Origin of the sequence: Domibacillus sp. 8LH (assembly GCF_038806185.1) — a bacterium.
Taxonomy (GTDB): Bacteria; Bacillota; Bacilli; order Bacillales; family Domibacillaceae; genus Domibacillus; species Domibacillus indicus_A.
The window spans coordinates 1-17,638 of sequence record NZ_JAVJNG010000027.1 but is presented as its reverse complement, the minus strand read 5'-3'; the positions used below and the strand labels follow the sequence as shown (position 1 = coordinate 17,638).

15 protein-coding genes are annotated in these 17,638 nt (G+C 42.6%); 1 reads left to right on the top strand and 14 read right to left on the bottom strand.

Going from position 1 to position 17,638, the window contains the following annotated elements:
• Positions 1-16 precede the first annotated feature (16 nt).
• The 3 genes from RG959_RS20335 to xylA form a co-directional block, all read right to left on the bottom strand.
• Entirely contained in the window at positions 17-943 is a 927-nt protein-coding gene (locus tag RG959_RS20335) for an aldose 1-epimerase (RefSeq protein WP_342798676.1), read from the bottom strand.
• Positions 944-955: 12 nt separating this feature from the next.
• Positions 956-2,452 carry a xylulokinase gene (gene xylB / locus RG959_RS20330; protein ID WP_342798675.1) on the bottom strand — a complete coding sequence of 499 codons (1,497 nt, stop codon included), beginning with the start codon at positions 2,450-2,452 and terminating at the stop codon, positions 956-958.
• Positions 2,453-2,572: 120 nt separating this feature from the next.
• The gene (gene xylA / locus RG959_RS20325; RefSeq protein ID WP_342798674.1) at positions 2,573-3,889 is read right to left on the bottom strand and encodes a xylose isomerase; all 1,317 of its coding nucleotides are present in this window, start codon (positions 3,887-3,889) and stop codon (positions 2,573-2,575) included.
• Positions 3,890-4,025: 136 nt separating this feature from the next.
• Between xylA and RG959_RS20320 the strand changes: the two genes are divergently transcribed.
• Positions 4,026-5,171, top strand: a complete 1,146-nt coding sequence (locus tag RG959_RS20320; protein ID WP_242235518.1) for an ROK family transcriptional regulator — start codon at positions 4,026-4,028, stop codon at positions 5,169-5,171.
• A 392-nt stretch (positions 5,172-5,563) separates the two neighbouring features.
• Here the strand turns inward: RG959_RS20320 and tnpB are convergent, their stop codons facing one another.
• From tnpB to RG959_RS20265, 11 genes are all read right to left on the bottom strand, one after another.
• The gene (gene tnpB, locus RG959_RS20315) at positions 5,564-6,778 is read right to left on the bottom strand and encodes an IS200/IS605 family element RNA-guided endonuclease TnpB (protein ID WP_342798673.1); all 1,215 of its coding nucleotides are present in this window, start codon (positions 6,776-6,778) and stop codon (positions 5,564-5,566) included.
• 166 nt (positions 6,779-6,944) lie between these two features.
• Positions 6,945-7,694, bottom strand: a complete 750-nt coding sequence (locus RG959_RS20310; protein ID WP_342798672.1) for a ThuA domain-containing protein — start codon at positions 7,692-7,694, stop codon at positions 6,945-6,947.
• A 25-nt stretch (positions 7,695-7,719) separates the two neighbouring features.
• Positions 7,720-8,880: a Gfo/Idh/MocA family protein gene (locus tag RG959_RS20305; protein ID WP_342798671.1), complete on the bottom strand. Its 1,161-nt coding sequence runs from the start codon at positions 8,878-8,880 to the stop codon at positions 7,720-7,722.
• A 24-nt stretch (positions 8,881-8,904) separates the two neighbouring features.
• Positions 8,905-9,948 carry an NAD(P)-dependent alcohol dehydrogenase gene (locus tag RG959_RS20300; protein WP_342798670.1) on the bottom strand — a complete coding sequence of 348 codons (1,044 nt, stop codon included), beginning with the start codon at positions 9,946-9,948 and terminating at the stop codon, positions 8,905-8,907.
• Between the two features lie 12 nt (positions 9,949-9,960).
• Positions 9,961-11,079 carry a Gfo/Idh/MocA family protein gene (locus RG959_RS20295; RefSeq protein WP_342798669.1) on the bottom strand — a complete coding sequence of 373 codons (1,119 nt, stop codon included), beginning with the start codon at positions 11,077-11,079 and terminating at the stop codon, positions 9,961-9,963.
• Between the two features lie 32 nt (positions 11,080-11,111).
• Positions 11,112-11,480: a carbohydrate ABC transporter permease gene (locus RG959_RS20290; RefSeq protein WP_342798668.1), complete on the bottom strand. Its 369-nt coding sequence runs from the start codon at positions 11,478-11,480 to the stop codon at positions 11,112-11,114.
• 152 nt (positions 11,481-11,632) lie between these two features.
• Positions 11,633-12,802 carry a sugar ABC transporter permease gene (locus tag RG959_RS20285; protein WP_342798667.1) on the bottom strand — a complete coding sequence of 390 codons (1,170 nt, stop codon included), beginning with the start codon at positions 12,800-12,802 and terminating at the stop codon, positions 11,633-11,635.
• On the bottom strand, positions 12,780-14,318 hold the full coding sequence (locus RG959_RS20280) for a xylose ABC transporter ATP-binding protein (protein ID WP_342798666.1): 1,539 nt from the start codon (positions 14,316-14,318) through the stop codon (positions 12,780-12,782). Before RG959_RS20280 ends, RG959_RS20285 begins: the two co-directional genes overlap by 23 nt.
• A 68-nt stretch (positions 14,319-14,386) precedes the next feature.
• Positions 14,387-15,469, bottom strand: coding sequence for a D-xylose ABC transporter substrate-binding protein (xylF, locus tag RG959_RS20275; protein WP_342798665.1), 1,083 nt, complete (start codon positions 15,467-15,469; stop codon positions 14,387-14,389).
• 173 nt (positions 15,470-15,642) lie between these two features.
• Complete coding sequence (locus RG959_RS20270) at positions 15,643-16,014, bottom strand: hypothetical protein (RefSeq protein ID WP_342798664.1); 372 nt, start codon at positions 16,012-16,014, stop codon at positions 15,643-15,645.
• A gap of 394 nt (positions 16,015-16,408) precedes the next feature.
• Positions 16,409-17,182 (bottom strand): TerC family protein, encoded by a 774-nt coding sequence (locus RG959_RS20265; protein WP_342798663.1) that lies wholly within the window; start codon positions 17,180-17,182, stop codon positions 16,409-16,411.
• Between the last annotated feature and the right edge of the window lie 456 nt (positions 17,183-17,638).

Sequence of the window (17,638 nt, the reverse complement as noted above, 5' to 3'; positions counted from 1 at the left end):
TTGTATATCGAAACAACTAACTTTTTGAATATGTTACCTCTATTTCAGCTGTTATAGCATCTTCTTCACCTGGCTCCAGTACACGGAGGCCAGTCACTTCAGCAGGCATATCCATGTTAAACGCATTGGTGATACACGTATACGGCTCCGGACAAAGGAAACCCTCAAGGCCGTTGCCATTGTAAACAACCCAATGTTTAAACGCAGAATCCGTTCGATACGTAATGGTGCAGCCCGTTTCCTTGTTGTGGAGCACGGCTTCATTTCCTTGTTCGACAGCAGCAAACGCATCGTCAAGTGGGATGCCCTGCAAGTTTTTCTTTTCCACCGGCTCACCTGGAACCTGTTCACCTGTCGGAATCGCTTCATCACTTAACGCCCATTGGCTTTTTTTCGTTAAAGAAAATACCGAATTTTTTTCGTCAAATAACAGAGCAGTATGGTAGCCAATTCCCCAAGGAAATGCCTCACTTCCATTATTTTCCACAACTGCTTTTTGACGCAGGACACTCCCGTCAAGCTCATAGGTTAAATGAATCGACGCATTTTTATAAATCGCTGGTTTTTCGAGTTGAATAGCTGTTTCAATTGTAATTATGCCATTTCTTTCGTGTTGAGCTGTTACGAGCCAGGGCTTGTCATACACAAAACCGTGAATATGATGTTTTCCGATTTCATTGATCGGAAACTCATGCGTAACGCCGTTAAATTGGAATGTTCCACCTTTGATTCGATTTGGTGGAAACAACACCGGAATGCCATGCAAAATTGGATTTTCCGTTAAGGCCGCAAAAGAATCCGGCTTGACCAGCAACTCTCGGCCCGTTTTTACATCAACGAGCGAAATGACGTTGCTTCCGAATGACGGAATTAGTATCATTTCAAGCTGTCCGTTTGATGCTTGTATCGCTTCTTGCCCGTCAAACAGCACCTGTTTAATCATCATAAGACTCCTTTATACACGAAATGACTGCAGTTGTTCGTTAATCGGTTTTGTTTGATCATATACTGTTTGATAAATAGAAAACAATAATTTATACTGCTCTGCCCGTTCTGTATCCGGTAAAAATGTCTGGCCTTCTCTAATAAAGACCTCCGCGCACTGCGCAAGTGATTCAAACATCCCACTGCCGGCCGCCGCAATCATCGCAGCTCCCATCGCTGGCCCCTGCTCATTTTGCAGCTTTACTACTTTCGCCTCAAAAATATCCGCCTGCATTTGCAGCCACACATCACTTTTGGCACCTCCGCCAATTGAAATAACCGTGTCGATATTTTTTCCCTCTTTCCGGAATAGATCGATTGACTCCTGTAATGAGAAGGTAATGCCCTCCATTACGGCCCTCGCGAAATGCGCTCTTGTATGGGCACTATCAATGCCAATGAAACTCGCACGGATAACAGAATCGGGATGAGGCGTACGTTCACCGACTAAATATGGGGTGTATAGAAGACCGGCCGACCCTGGTGGAATGCTACCTACCTCCTTCAGCATCTCATCAAACGATTCATCCTTCGCAAAGGTTTCTTTAAACCATTGCAGACTATGTCCAGCAGAAAGCGTGACACCCATCGTATAAAATGCATTCTTTTTACCATGGTTAAAAAAGTGAACTTTCCCTTCAAAATCCCGTGACGAATCGTCTTCATGAGCTAAAATGACACCCGACGTTCCAATGCTGCACATTGTTTTTCCTGAACTTAAAATCCCCGCGCCAATCGCTCCGCACGCATTATCTGCTCCACCCGCAAAAATAGGAGTTTCCGCGCGCAGCCCGGTTATTTCGGCAATGGATGAAAGTAGTGTGCCTGTCTGTCCGGTAGATTCAACAAGTGGCGGGCAAAGAGAAAGGGGAATATCAAACGTTTTGCAAATAGCAGCGCTCCATTCTTTCTTCGCCACATCCAGAAGCAGCGTACCCGCCGCATCCGAGTAGTCCATATGCGCCTCGCCAGTCATTTTCAAGCGGACGTAATCTTTTGGCAGTAAAAAAAGGGCAGCTTTTTGAAACAGCTCTGGTTCGTTTTCCTGCACCCAGCGAATTTTCGGAAGCGTGAAGCCTTCCAATACACGATTCCTTGTAATAGAAAGCATTTCTGCTCCAAGCGCTGTCGTAATTTCTTCGCATTGTTTTGTCGTCCGTGTGTCATTCCATAAAATCGCTTTTCTGAGGACGTTATGCTGCTCGTCCAGAAGGACAAGCCCATGCATTTGCCCGGAATAGCTGATACCCTTAATATTTTCTGCCGGAACATTGGCCTCTTTCATCATCTCCTGCAAAGCGTCAATCGTCCCTGTTACCCAGTCGTCCGGATTTTGCTCGCTCCAGCCAGCTCGCTCATGAAAAAGCGGGTAGCTTTTCGATGCTTCCGCGCAAATTTCGCCTGATTCATTGACTAAGATGGTTTTGACGGCGCTCGTTCCAAGGTCAATCCCAATCACATAGTTCATTTTTTCCGCTCCTTTGAAAAATGGATCGGATTTTTTCCCGAACAACCAGATTTGTAATAATCTAGCTGCTCAAGTTAATTCTCCGATCCATTTTATATTTTCCGGCCGTTCAAGCCGTTTTTAGTTGCTGCCCAGCAAATACTGATTCAAGATCGCTTTTAAATTTTCCTGACGGCCTGAACGATTTTGAATTTGGCTGTTCTCAAGTGCGTATTTTTCAAGTGATTGGAAATCAGCGCGTCCTTCTACAATTTCAAGGCCAATGCCAGTTGTATAGCTGCTGTAACGGTCCGCGATCGCATTTTCCAATACCTTGTCTTCAAGTAACTGATGCGCCGTTTTCAAGCCGATGGCGAATGCGTCCATTCCGGCAATGTGCGCTAAGAACAAGTCGTCAGCTTCAAAGGAAGCACGGCGTACTTTCGCATCAAAATTCAAGCCGCCTCTGCCAAGCCCGCCATTTTGCAAAATTTCGTACATCGCGAGCGTAGTAGAATACAGATCCGTTGGAAATTCATCTGTATCCCAGCCGATAAGCGGGTCACCCTGGTTCGCATCAACCGAACCAAGCATGCCATTAATGCGGGCTGTGCGAAGCTCATGCTCAAATGTATGTCCGGCAAGCGTTGCGTGGTTTGCTTCCAGATTTAATTTAAAATGGCTGTCGAGTCCATATTGACGCAGGAATGACAATGTTGTCGCCGCATCCGTATCATATTGATGTGTTGTCGGCTCTTTTGGCTTCGGCTCAATTAAAAATTGGCCGTCGTAGCCGATTTCTTTTGCATAGTCGACCGCCATTTGCAGGAAGCGCGCCAAGTTATCAAGCTCCAGTTTCAAGTCCGTATTTAACAATGTATCGTACCCTTCACGGCCGCCCCAGAACACATAGTTTTCAGCACCAAGTAGTTTTGCTGTTTCCAATCCCTTTTTCACCTGCGCTGCTGCATAAGCGAAAACATCCGCATTGCTGCTTGTCGCCGCCCCGTGAACAAAACGTGGATTGGTAAACATGTTGGCTGTGTTCCAAAGAAGCTTCACATTGCTCGTTTTCATGTAATCCTGGATCATCGAAACAATAACATCCAGATTTTCATTGGTTTCTTTTAAGTTACTGCCTTCAGGGGCAATGTCCCGATCATGAAATGCGAAATAAGGGGCACCTAATTTTTCATATAGTTCAAATGACGCCTCAACACGTGCTTTGGCGAGATCCATAGCAGAATATTTATTCCATGGGCGCTGCATCGTGCCGGCACCGAATGGATCACTGCCGTCTGCTGTGAAGGTGTGCCAGTAAGCAATAGAAAAACGAAGCTGTTCCTCCATTGTTTTTCCACCTACAACTTCTTCCGGATTGTAATGCTTAAAGGCAAATGGATTTTTAGAACTGGCCCCTTCAAATTGAATCTTGTTTACGTTTTCAAAATATGTCATTTCTTTTCCTCCTTATGTTTGTTGAATGGATAAACTAACTTAACTCATATATTACAGAATCCGCTTTCATTTTTCAAGCTTTTTGTTATAATTAATTTAAACTTTATTTAAATAAACAACAAAGTGAGTGATATGAATAATGATAGCAGATCAAAACTTAGTAAAAAAAATGAATAAACGGCGGCTTTTGCAGGAGGTCATTCATCACTCTCCTATCTCACGCGCTAATTTGTCCAAAACAACCGGGTTAAACAAATCCACGGTTTCCGCTCAAATTCAAGAGCTGGTTGATGAGAAATTCATTTTTGAAATCGGACAGGGCCAGTCAAGCGGCGGACGTCGGCCTGTAATGCTTATGTTTAACAAACAAGCGGGATACGCCATTGGCGTAGACATCGGTGTGGACGATATGATCGTTCTTTTAACGGATTTGGACGGATCGATTGTGAGCGAGCATTATTTTGACTTAAACCAGTCCTCTCCAGATGAAACAATTAAACTTCTCTTAAAAACCATTCAGCAAGTGATTGATAAAATGCCCGGTTCCCCGTACGGGCTTATCGGCATTGGTATTTGTGTTCCCGGTCTAGTGAATCGCTCCGAACAAATTGTTTTAACACCAAACTCTCACTGGGACAACATTGAATTAAAAAAAATAGTTGAAGACGCCTTCCATGTACCAGTTACGATTGAAAATGAAGCAAATGCCGGCGCCTATGGAGAAAATATATATGGAGCTGCAAAAGCATACAATAATTTCATTTATGTAAGTGTGAGCACTGGGATTGGTCTCGGTCTCGTCCTAGATAATAAACTGTACAAGGGCATACATGGCTTTTCTGGCGAAATGGGTCACATGACGATTGATTTTAACGGCCCAAAATGCAATTGTGGAAACCGCGGCTGCTGGGAGCTGTACGCTTCTGAAAAAGCGTTCCGCCAGTCCCTGCCTGCTGCATGGAATGATGCAGAGATAGAGGCACGCTACAAGCAAAACGATGTCGAGCTGTTCGCCGCACTTGAAAATTTCGGCCATTACCTCGGGATCGGCCTTGTCAACATTACCAATACATTTGATCCGGAAGCTATTATTTTACGAAATCCACTTATTGAGTCAAACCCTTTCGTACTAAACGCTGTCAAAAACACGCTTTCGTCCCGAATGAACATCCGATTTGAGGCGGAATGTGCCTTCTTGCCTTCTTCCCTGGGCAAAAATGCACCCGCACTCGGTGCATGTTCAATGATGGTTGGCCGCTTTATTAATGGGCTTACTACATAACAAAATCCGTAACTTATTCATTATGGATTTTGTTATTATCTTTTTGACACAATATCGGGGAAAAGGATATAGAATGCTGAATTCTATATTTCCCATGTGTCTTAACTAAAAATATTTAAGGTTGTTTTAGCTATAATAATAAGAAAAAAGGATGGGAGAGGACCATCCTTTTTCATGAAAACTGTTTTTGAATATGTTTTACAGTTAAGAGGAAAATAGAACTTGTATACTCATCTTAATTAACAATTCATTCTTAAAACTCCAAATAGTAACCCCTAGATTGAACTACCGCCCACTTACCTGACGGTTGAAGTGGGGGATTCCCGGGCAAGAGGATCTTCGACCCCCAGTAATCAGGCTAACCCCGTATTCCAACGGTTTTATGACTAATCTTAAATAGACTGAAGTGAAAGAAGCCGAAGGGCTTCTTTTTTAATATTCAGGCTCGCATTCAGGTCCCGGTCGTGACGCACGCCGCAGGACGGACACTCCCACACCCGGACAGCGAGATTTTTTACCTCCTTATGCTGGTGGCCACAGCCGGAACAGAGCTGGCTTGATGCGAAGAACGGATCGACTTTTATAATTGTCCGTCCGTACCACTTCGCTTTATAGGCGAGCATTTCGTTGAACCTCGACCATGACGCATCGTGAATCCCCTTGCTTAGTTTTTTGTTTTGGACAAGATTCTTCACTGACAAATTCTCCACTGCGATCACTTGGTTTTCATGAACGAGCCTGGTCGTCAGCTTGTGAAGAAAATCTTCTCTTGTGTGTTTGATTTTTTCGTGCAGTTTAGCAATCTGGGCTTTATTTTTTTCCCGCGATTTCGAACCTTCTTTTTTACGTGCAAATGCACGCTGAAGAAAGGCTAACCGTTTTTCGTATTTTTGGTAGTATTTCGGGTTGGCAATGGATTCACCATTGGAAAGCACGGCAAACTCTTTTAATCCCAGATCAATGCCAACGGCATCCTTAGTGCTTGGTTTGTACGGAGAATAAGGCATCTCGCAAATGACTGAAATAGAATACCGGCCGGTACTGCTTCGGCGCACGGTGACACGCTTAATGTCACCTTCGATGTTTCGGGACTTTGAAAAACGAATCCAGCCGAGTTTCGGCAGCTGAACGCGATTGTCTACGATTTTAATATTATTATTTGTCATTTTGGTTGTGTAGCTTTGGACCGGGTTTTTCTTGCTTTTGAATGTCGGATGGCCCTTAAAGTCATACGCCGTTGGCGTATAGCCTTCTGCGCATTTTTTAGCGGCTCGTTTTTTTAATTCTTTTTTCGGCTGTTCCTTATATTTTTTGAATCCTTCGTACTGATATTCGATGCTTGCCTGAAGAGCAATACTGTCAGAATCAGACAACCATTTCAACGTTTCTTTTAGCCCAGGGAGGAGCTTTTTAGCAGCCGTTTCTGTATACCGTTTTTTTGTTTTTTCGAAACTCTTGATGTTTTCATTTAATATATAATTGTAGACAAACCGGCAGCAGCCAATCGTTTGGTTAATCAGTTGTTTTTGCTCGTCACTTGGATGGATTTTAAACCGAAAGGCTTTAAAATGAAGGTTCTTTGTTTCATCTTTTTTGGTTTTTACCATCTTCCTCACCCCCTGAACATTTGTTCTATACCTAATTATACCATTTTAGCCATAGAGCGTTCAAGGAAAAAGAATGACTGAAAGAGCAGCGATTCATCCCCCACTTAGCAAGCTTGAAGTGGGGGATGAATCGCCAAAGATGATAAATGATACTGTCCCTTAACTATTACTCACTATCCCCCATCCCCGTATATACTTTATTTTTACCATTTCCATATGTTCCATATGTCGGTGCATCTGAGCGGCTATAAAGTTTTTTTCCTTCAGCAGCCCATAAAAAGCCCCTGCGCATAATGGATGAAACTTCTGGCATCGCTACGATGTCTGCTTTATGACCAAGTGCATTGTAAAATACACGGCCAAGCCCCCATCGTTTCGTCCAGACAACCGGCATATCAACTGCTCCATTTGCTTTATGAGGCCCGTCCACAACTGGGAATCTCGTTGTAGCTAATACTTCCACAGCCGGATCTACATGAAGGTAATACTGTTCTGAAACGACTTTAAAATCGTTAAACCCTTCTAATAGCGGACTCGATGAATGCTTAATATTCACCATGTATTCTACTCCGTCATTTCCTGGATGTGCTACCCAATTCCCTCCGGTCATAAACTGCCAGTCAACGTTGTTGCGGAATGAATCGCACATTCCGCCATGGCAGCCGGCAATGCCAACACCGCTCATAACTGCTGCCGAAATATTCAGCACATATTTTTTGCTAATTTCACCCATTGTCCAGTGTGGCACGATTAAGTCCAGTGACTTCAGCTTTTCCGGATCCGCATATGATTCAAGCGTATCTGATACTTCCACTTCGAAATTTTCACCCTCTAGTATGCCTTTAAAAATCTCAGCAATCTGGTCCGGTTCGTGTCCGTCCCAGCCGCCCCATACGATTAGCGCTTTTTTCTTCATTTTATTCGCTCCTTTTTCTTTACTTTTACAAATCGCTCGGCTTAATCCAGCTGCGTTCTTCAATAGATAAATCTACTGCTTCCAATACTTGCTGGCACTTTACACCGGCTGTAAAATCAGGAATCGGCTGACGGTCTTCCTTAAAGGCATTCATCAGCTCCACCACTTCATGAATAAATGTGTGTTCATAGCCGATTGTATGTCCAGGCGGCCACCATGCATCTGCATAAGCATGAGCAGGGTCCGTTGCCAGAATACGGCGGAATCCTTGCACATCGTCTGCGTCATCCTGGAAATACACCTGCAATTCATTCATTCGTTCAAAGTCAAACTTCACGCTGCCTTTGCTGCCGTTAATTTCAAACGAATTCGTGCAGCGGTGTCCGGAAGCGTAGCGTGTTGCTTCAAAACTTCCGAGCGCGCCGTTTTCAAACCGGGCCATAAACAGCGTGGCGTCATCAACCGTTACTTTTTCTTTTGGTGAATCTTTGCTTGCCTGGGCGCTTAAGCCCGTCATATTATCGGGAACAGGCCGCTCTTTTACGAAAGTCTCACTCATGCCGATAACTTCTGATATGTCACCAACTAGGAAGTGCGCCAGGTCAATTAAATGTGCGCCTAAATCTCCATGTGAACCCGATCCAGCAATTTCTTTTTGCAGGCGCCACGTTAATGGAAATTCCGGATCGACAAGCCAGTCTTGCAAAAACCAGGCGCGGAAATGATAAATGTCGCCGAGCCGGCCTTCTTCAACCAACTTTTTCGCGAGAAGAACGGCAGGTGCGAATCGGTAGTTGAAACCGATCATGTGCTTAACTCCTGCTTTTTCTGCCGCTTCTAAGATTTCGCGGGAATCCTTTAATGTCAATGCCAGTGGTTTTTCGCAAAAAATGTGCTTTCCAGCTGCTGCAGCTGCCAGCGCAATTTCTTTATGGGCATCACTTGGTGCATTAATATCAATCAAGTCAATATCCGGGCTATCCATTAACTCCCGCCAATCCGTGCTGCTCCCTTCCCAGCCAAACTGCTGGGCTGCTTTTTGAACATTTTCTTCATTTCTCCCACAAATCATTTTCATAACTGGCCGGGGCTGATCGGGGAAAAACATCGGCAAATCGCGATACGCATGACTGTGTGCCTTTCCCATAAACTTATAACCGACCATGCCAATTCGAATTTCTTTCATTGATGAATGCCCTCCTTCTTATTTTCAGCGCCCATTCGGATAAATCATAATTTTTAGTGTGTTTTTCTTATCTTGAATGGCTTTTTCAAACGCTGCCTCTACATCCTGAAGCGAATCATAATGATCAGTTATTATTTTCTCGATATCAATCTTGCTTTCTGATAACAGCTGAATCGCTTTTGGGTATGTATGGTGATAGCGAAACACCCCTCTTATATCGATTTCCTTGTTAATAATCTGGGCAATGTTAAGCGATGCTTCATCTTCCGAAGACATCCCAACGATGACTGCTTTACCGCCACGACGCACTCCCGAGATCATGCTTTTTAACGCTGCTGGGCTTCCCGCTGTTTCGATGGCCACATCCACGCCGAGTCCATTTGTATATTCTAAGATCTTTTCCTCAAACGACTCAGTTTTTACATTAATCACTCGGTCTGCACCCAGCTCTTTTGCTTTATCCAGGCGCGTCTGTTCTAAATCAACGCCAATAATTAATCCTGCACCACTCATTTTTGCTGCTGCAGCCGTCAGCAAGCCAATAGGGCCCATGCCTAAAATAAGCACTGAATCACCGGCCTTTACTTCTCCCCGGCTGCAAGCATGAAGGCCGACAGAAAACGGCTCAATTAACGCACCCGTTTCGTCACTCATTTCATCTGGGATTGGAAACACAAGATCGCTGTGTATCGCAATGTACTGGCAGAAAGCACCGTCATACGGGGGCGTTGCTAAAAACTCCACTTCCTTGCATAAATTGTAGCGCCCGATTTGGCAATGAACACATATGCCGCATGTTTTACCAGGTTCAATGGCAACCCGCTGGCCTTTTTGAAGGCCCCGGACACCCTTCCCAAGTTCTACAATCTCTCCCGACACTTCATGGCCTAAAATAATTGGTTTTTCCACAATAAAGTCGCCGATTTTTCCATGTTCGTAATAATGAATATCCGATCCGCATAAACCAACGGCCTTCACTTTAATCAAGACTTCATTGTCAGCAGGAACCGGAATGCTCTGTTCCTGCACATCAATTTCTTTTAGTTTCTGCAATACGGCTGACTGCATAGCGATTCCTCCTTATTTTCCTGACATGAGATCGTGGAAATTATCCTGGTCAATGCCTGTTGGAAGCGGGGCCGGCTGGTCACATGTACTGCTCAATTCATAATGCTTTCCTTGTTCGGCAGCATCATGAAAGCCATGCATAATATCAAGTACATGGTATGCAAGGTCGCCGCTTGCTCTTGGTGAGCGGCCTTCTAAAATCGCATACGCCATTTCCGAAAGGCCAATCCCACGGCTGTTTTCTGAGAAACCATGTGTCAGCGGAATGTCTGACCACTGTTCCTGCCCTTTTCGGCGCACCCGCACAGGGCCACCAAATGTATTCGGGTCTGGCACAACAAGACTGCCTTCATCTCCGTACACTTCAATGTACGGTAAATTATGATGCCATGTATCAAAGCTCGTAATAATCGAAGCAACGGCTCCTTGATGGAACTCCATAATGCCGTTAATCTGCGTCGGAGTATTGACTTGGATTTTCTCTCCACGCTTTGGCTCGCTTAAAATAGTCCGTTCTGGGAATGTCACGCTTGCAGCACCTGTCACCCGCTTCACAGGTCCCATCATTGAAATAAGTGCTGTAATATAGTAAGGTCCCATATCAAACATCGGGCCGCCGCCTTTTTGATAGTAAAATCCTGGATCTGGATGCCAATGCTCGTGGCCATGGTTCATCATAAAAGCGGTTGCAGATACAGGTCGCCCGATCCAGCCATCTTCAATTAACTTGCGCGCGGTTTGAATGCCTCCGCCTAAAAATGTATCCGGTGCATTTCCGACGTAGCAGCCGCTTTCTTTTGCAGCTTCCTGAATGGCTTGTCCTTCTTCACGTGTAACAGCGAGTGGTTTTTCACTGTATACGTGCTTGCCGGCTTTTAATGCCTGAACAGCAATATCGGCATGGGCAGCCGGAATCGTCAAGTTTAAAACAAGGTCAATATCCGGGTCCTGGATCAATTCTTCCGGTGAATAGGCTTTTTCGATATTATGTTTTTCAGCTATTTCTTTTGCCCGGCTTAAATCCAAATCCGCACATGCTGTGATATCAAAAAAATTAAACTTTTTTGCATTTTCAAGATAAATGCCGCTGATAAATCCACATCCAATTAACCCTACACGTACTTTTTTCATTTCTTTTCCTTCTTTCTAAAATGAAATCAATATTATCTTTTTACAGAACCTGCAGCCACGCTTTTTACAATTTCTTCTTGTGCGAAGAAATAAACAAGAAGGGGCGGCAAGCTGGTCATTGTCAGTGAAGCCATAATCATGGGTACATTAATAGAGAATTCACTGTAAAAGTCGCGCAAGCCGAGCGGCGACGTATAATTTTCAGGTGAATTAGTCAAGATCAGGGCAAAAATGAACTCATTCCAAATGTGAATGAAGTTATAAATAGATACTGTCGAGATAGCAGGGGTCAGTAATGGGAACAAAATTCGCCAAAACACCATAAAGTGATTGCACCCATCCATTTTAGCGGATTCTTCTAATTCTTTCGGAAGATCCTGTAAGAAAAGAGTGAAAATCACGACCGGAATCGAAGTGCATTTGTGGCCTAGTCTTTTTTGTACTTATCTGCTTGACAGGGGTATTACCAATCACTTAGACTTTTTTCTCATTCTAGGCTTGATTAAACATGGCTGCCAATAGTGGCTTGTGCTTTTTTAATTTATGATGGTTTTTATTTTTTGCTTGAAATGTCAAGCCACACAGCAAAAATCAAAATAGAGCCTTTAACGATGTATTGCCAAAACGTCTCAATATTCATCATGCTCATTCCGTTATCAATACTGGCCATGATAAGTGCACCAATAATCGCACCCATAATTTTTCCTTTTCCACCCATTAAACTTGTTCCACCGATTACACAGGCGGCAATTACATCTAATTCAAGCATGTTACCGGCACTTACCGTTGCCGCATTTAATCTGCTTGTTAAAAGCACTCCGGCTACTCCTGCTAGTGCGCCCATTAAGATAAAGACGTACAATACATTTCGTTTAATATTAATCCCTGAGAGCGCTGCAGCTTCAGCGTTACCGCCGATCGCATATACATATCGTCCGAAAGATGTTTTCAGAGATACAAAAAGGAACAATCCAGCAAATGAAATAGCAATCAACATTGAAATAGGAATTCCCAAATAACGATTTAGCATATAAGTAATTAATAGAGTAAAAAAGGAATAAACTGCAACTCTACCATAATCAACAAAAGTAGATGGAACGGCTAAGCCCATGCTTTGGCGTTTCGCTCTCATACGTGCGATTGACACAAAGAGAAGGACAACACTGACAGCGGCAATAATATAACCTATACTGTATGGTAAGTAACTATTTCCAATGAGTTTAAAGCTGTCATTTAACGGAGCAATTGTCTGTCCTTCACTAATTCCAATTAAAATTCCACGAAAAATCAACATACCACCTAATGTCACAATAAAAGCGGGTACAGCACGATAGGCAACCCACCAGCCTTGCCATAAACCTACAAGAGCACCAACTGCAACGGCAGCAATGACAACAATAACTGTATTCATTCCAAACCAAACTTGGAGAATTGCTGCGATTCCACCAGTTAAACCCACTAAAGATCCAATAGATAAATCAATATGTCCGGCGACAATAATAAGAGTCATTCCGATTGCAAGGACGGCGACAACAGACATCTGTGTGAACAAGTTTGATAGATTACGAGAGGATAAAAATTCACCATTTGTAAAAAATCCAAAAATGAGTGCAATTAAAACGAGTGCAATGATCAATGTATAAGCTTGAAAATCAAGTTTAAAGCTCAGTTTTTTATTTTCTTTAGGAATTACATTCGTATTAGTAGGCAATGGATTGTTCACGAATCTTCCCTCCTGTGGCACATGCCATTATTTTTTCCTGTGTGGCTTCTTTCCTTGTAAATTCACCACTAATACTTCCTTCTGTCATGACTAATATTCGGTCTGACATTCCAAGAACCTCTGGCAATTCAGAGGATATAATGACAATTCCAACCCCTTGCTCTGCAAGTTCATTAATAATTTTATAGATTTCATATTTTGCGCCTACGTCAATGCCCCTTGTTGGTTCATCTAAAATAAGGACTTTGGGGTTATTTAATATCCATTTGCTGAGGACAACCTTTTGCTGATTACCTCCGCTCAACTGGCCAACCTTGGTTTCAAGACTAGGGGCCTTTAATTTCATTTTTCTTGTTATCTCATCTGCACGCTTTACTTCAAGCGCATCGTCAATAATGTTAAACTTCATGACTTTGTTTAACGCAACAAGCGTCGAGTTTTTTGCAATGTCCATTCCCAGAATAAGCCCATATCTTTTTCGGTCTTCTGAAACGTAGGCTAAGCCTTCTTGAATGGCATCGGCCGGCTTTTGAATATTTGTTTCTTTTCCGTCAATAATTACTTTGCCTTGCTTTTTCTCTTTAAGCCCTCCAAACAGGCTGGTGAATAGTTCACTCCTTCCAGCACCCATTAAGCCAGAAAACCCGAGAATTTCTCCTTTTTTCAATGTAAAGGACACATTTTTTATGATTGATTTTCCACTATGTGCTTCAAAAGAAGAATAGCTCTCTACTTGTAAGATTGGTTCCCCTATTGGCCGAGCCCTATAAGGGAAAAGCTCCGTCAGTTCCCTTCCAACCATTTTTGTTACTATTTTATCCTCTGAAAGCTCTTTAATTGGGTCCGTGCTGATTGTTTGCCCGTCACGCAAGATTGTTACGGTATCGGCTAGTGTCATGACTTCTCCAAGTTTGTGAGAGATATAAATACACGTAACACCTTTTGACCTCAAATCTTTTAAGAGTCCTATTAAGATCTCAACATCACTCTCTGTTAATGCAGCAGTAGGTTCATCTAAAATTAAAATATCTGTTTTATTAGTGAGAGCCTTCGCAATCTCGATTAACTGTTGTTTTCCTACAGTTAAATCACCAACCTTTGTCTGCGGATCAATACTTAATCCAATGTTGCTAAGCCACTTCTGTGCTTCCGCATTTATCTTGTTCCAATTAATCACTTTTTGTCTCATAAGGTCATGACTAAGAAAGAGGTTTTCCGCGACTGTCATTTCCTCCACAAGTGCAAGTTCTTGATAAATAATGGATACGCCGGCTTGTCTTGATTCTTTTATGGATTTAAAGAACGCGGCCTCTCCGTTAATTAAGATCTGGCCACTGTATGTACCTACCGGATATACACCACTTAAAATTTTCATTAACGTTGATTTCCCAGCCCCGTTTTCACCACACAATGCATGGATTTCCCCTTTACGTACAGAAAAAGTCACGTTATCTAATGCTTTTACACCGGGAAAGGTTTTTGTAATACCCTTCATTTGAAGTGCGAAAGTATCCATGTTGATGGCCTCCTTATCTTATTAAGAATAGGGGGGCTTCCCCCCCTAACCCTGTTCAACTCTTATTTTTATAGACGTGGTGGACGCTCATTCTCAGGGACATTTTTGTAAATCTCATCATAGGAATGAAAACCATCTTTTATAATAGTGTCAACAATATTTTCTTTACCTACCATAATTGGATCTAGTTTGATGAATGGCACATCCATTTTTCCATTATTAACAGAACTCTCGGCTTGAACACTCTCACCCTTCGCAAGTTTAACCGCGACTTCTGCGCTCATTTCTGCAATAGTTTTAATTGGCTTATAAACTGTCATTGATTGCGTACCTTCTGCAATACGTTGGACACCTGTAATGTCAGCATCTTGTCCAGAAACCGCTACTTTCCCATCTAAGTTTTGACCTGACAATGCTTGAATGGCGCCACCAGCCGTATTGTCATTAGAAGCAACAACAGCATCAATTTGGTTTTTATTAGCTGTAAGCGCATTCTCCATTATTTTGAGTGCTTCGTTTGCTTCCCAGTTCTTTGCCCATTGATCGCCTACAATTTCAATGTCACCTTTATCTACCAGAGGCTGGATAATATTCATTTGTCCTTCCCTAAACATCTTTGCATTGTTATCCGTCGGTGATCCACCCATTAAAAAGTATTTACCTTTGGGAACTTTATTTACCAAGTATTCTGCCTGCATTTCTCCAACGCGTATATTATCGAAGGAAACATATGCATCTACTTCTGAATTATTGATTAAACGATCGTATGCTAATACTGGAATACCTTCAGCTTTTGCTTGATCGACAACCGGTGTTAAAGAATCAGAATTTATAGGAATAATAACAAGTACATCAATTCCCTGTGAAAGCATATTTTGAATTTGTGACAATTGTTTTGCTTCGTCACCATCTGCTGACTGAACTAAGACTTCAGATCCAAGTTCCTCTGCCTTCTTAACAAATATATCTCTGTCATGTTGCCACCTTTCTAAAGATAAGTCAGATACAGAAAGACCTATTCTAATCTCCTTTTCAACTTGCCCTGAATTGCTACCGCTTACATTTTTTCCTGCATCTTGCCCACAGGCTGCCAGGATAAATACTAGTAACAATATCATTAAAACATTTAGAAACCCCTTACATTTATTCATCTATTTGCCCCCTTTTTTTATCAAATAAGAATTTGAATACTCTTAATCTTGGAATTGAGTATAGCAGGAGCAACTTTGTTTGTCTAGTAGCTAAACAAAGTTTTACTATAATAATTAATAGTGAGTTATATAAGATTACCGTAGAGGGGGGGTATTTTGGATATGCTATACTATCACTTACCTCTATTTATCTGTTTTGAGACGAAAAGCGTTTCTTCTCTTTTTTTGTCCAAATTAGCGCAGCACCTCTTTACCCCAGCCGATTTTTTCAGGTTTACCGCGGAGATCATCGTGACTTTCCACGGGTTTATTCCTTTAACCGCCAGCTGGTCTGCCATATTTCTCAGGCCAGACTCATGAAACTCCCAAGAGACCGCCACATTGTAAGTCCACACTTTGTCTGCTGTATCAACCGCACCATTTTGGTCCACAAACCTTTTCAGCTCTGATTTCAGCACCTTTAGTGACGACTCCATGCGCTCAATTTCCGCAGCAAGCCCTGCCATATCCTGTGCAGACTTGATTTTGGGAACATCCATTAACATAACAGGATTTTCCTTGTTTTTTCTCTTTAATTCGCAGATATTCTTTCATCGCCCGGATTTGTTCTGGGTATCGAATCGGATCAACCGTATTTTATCCCTGCTTTGCTGTCAAAAAGACCCTCCTATTTTATTTGTTATGTCGCGTTCAACGTGAATATATTATTCAATATGTAACGGTGAAACTTCTTCTTCCTAACTAAAACAAGCGCCGTTCCTTGTCTTTCAAAGGATAGCGCTTGTTTTATTGGGTTATTCTGAACGCAACATAATATCTCTCATGTATTAGAAAGCCAAGTTTTATAATAGATGAATATTAATGAATAGTAAGCTGCTCATCCTTCATAAAAGTCCCGTCTTTTCTCATACTCACTGTCACCTTTTCTTTTTTTACCTTTTATAAGTCCTCTTTTTCTAATGACTTATTGGCAGGTGCAAACCAGCCAAGCAGAGCAATGCCAATTAATACTCCATAGAAGACCAGAGTCCAAGCGGTACTGTGTGGAAAATCATGGTCTAAGACACCAATATCCTCATGGGCAAGAGTGATGACAGCGAGCTTGACACCGACCCAGGCGACAATTGCATAGGCAGTTGTTTCTAATGCCGGACGTTGATCGAGAAGCCGCACAAACCAGGTTGCTGCATACTTAATCAAGATAAGGCCAGCAATCCCTCCAAGAAGAACAACAATAAACTTACCCCCATCCATCCCGCCGAATTCACCGAGCGGCGAATCCGGAAGGCCGAGGGCTAGAGCAACCGCAGCTAGAATCGAGTCAATGGCAAAAGCGAGATCGGCTAAACCAATCTTCCCAACAGTAGGCCAGAAACCTTTCCCTGCAGCTTCCTCTTTAACTTCCTCACGAATATTCTCATTTTTCTTCCCGAACCGGGCCTGAATGACATGCTTTAAGCCCAAGTAAAGAAGATAAGCTGCTCCTATCGCTTGTACCTGCCAGACGTTTGCGATAAAAGAAATGGCAAAAAGTGCAGCAAATCGGAAAAAGAAAGCCATGATAATTCCGTAACTTATAGCCTTTTTTTTCTGATCTTCAGGCAAATGCTTGGCTATAACCGCTAATACAAGGGCATTATCAGCCGATAACAATCCTTCTAATCCAATTAGGATTAACAATGCCCAAGCATACTCTAGCCAGATTGACTCCATTCATCTCTCCCCTTTCTAAAACACCATTTGTTATATAAAAGTTTCGATAACAATAGTATTACCCTTACATTCCACAGTTAATCCTACAGCAGTGTTGCATGCTCTGACACTTTGGTCCACTGCATTGCCCAGTTATGTTTTAAAGAAAATGACTTCTGCCTAAACAGGGTGACAGGCCGTACACACCGGTCTCTCTGAAATCACAAAGATAAATTATAATAAAATCATCATGACACGATGCTAATCGATCATATAGATAAAACCGTTGAAAGAAGGATTATACAGCTTCCTAAACGTATTTAATTTTCCAATCTTAAAACAAGAAGCAGCAGACCGATTCCTATACAAAACACAAAAAAGGACAGCTTCTGCTGTCCTTTCTGCTTTTGCCTGGCGGCGTCCTGCTCTCACAGGGGGAAACCCCCAACTACCATCGGCGCTGAAGAGCTTAACGGC

Coding starts and splice junctions, on each gene's coding strand:
- xylA (WP_342798674.1), bottom strand. CDS start 3,889: ATGACATATTTTGAAAACGTAAACAAGATTCAATTTGAAGGGGCCAGT.
- RG959_RS20265 (WP_342798663.1), bottom strand. CDS start 17,182: ATGGAGTCAATCTGGCTAGAGTATGCTTGGGCATTGTTAATCCTAATT.
- RG959_RS20310 (WP_342798672.1), bottom strand. CDS start 7,694: ATGAAGAAAAAAGCGCTAATCGTATGGGGCGGCTGGGACGGACACGAA.
- RG959_RS20270 (WP_342798664.1), bottom strand. CDS start 16,014: ATGTTAATGGATGTTCCCAAAATCAAGTCTGCACAGGATATGGCAGGG.
- RG959_RS20280 (WP_342798666.1), bottom strand. CDS start 14,318: ATGGATACTTTCGCACTTCAAATGAAGGGTATTACAAAAACCTTTCCC.
- RG959_RS20335 (WP_342798676.1), bottom strand. CDS start 943: ATGATTAAACAGGTGCTGTTTGACGGGCAAGAAGCGATACAAGCATCA.
- RG959_RS20300 (WP_342798670.1), bottom strand. CDS start 9,948: ATGCAGTCAGCCGTATTGCAGAAACTAAAAGAAATTGATGTGCAGGAA.
- RG959_RS20295 (WP_342798669.1), bottom strand. CDS start 11,079: ATGAAAAAAGTACGTGTAGGGTTAATTGGATGTGGATTTATCAGCGGC.
- tnpB (WP_342798673.1), bottom strand. CDS start 6,778: ATGGTAAAAACCAAAAAAGATGAAACAAAGAACCTTCATTTTAAAGCC.
- xylF (WP_342798665.1), bottom strand. CDS start 15,469: ATGAATAAATGTAAGGGGTTTCTAAATGTTTTAATGATATTGTTACTA.
- RG959_RS20305 (WP_342798671.1), bottom strand. CDS start 8,880: ATGAAAGAAATTCGAATTGGCATGGTCGGTTATAAGTTTATGGGAAAG.
- xylB (WP_342798675.1), bottom strand. CDS start 2,452: ATGAACTATGTGATTGGGATTGACCTTGGAACGAGCGCCGTCAAAACC.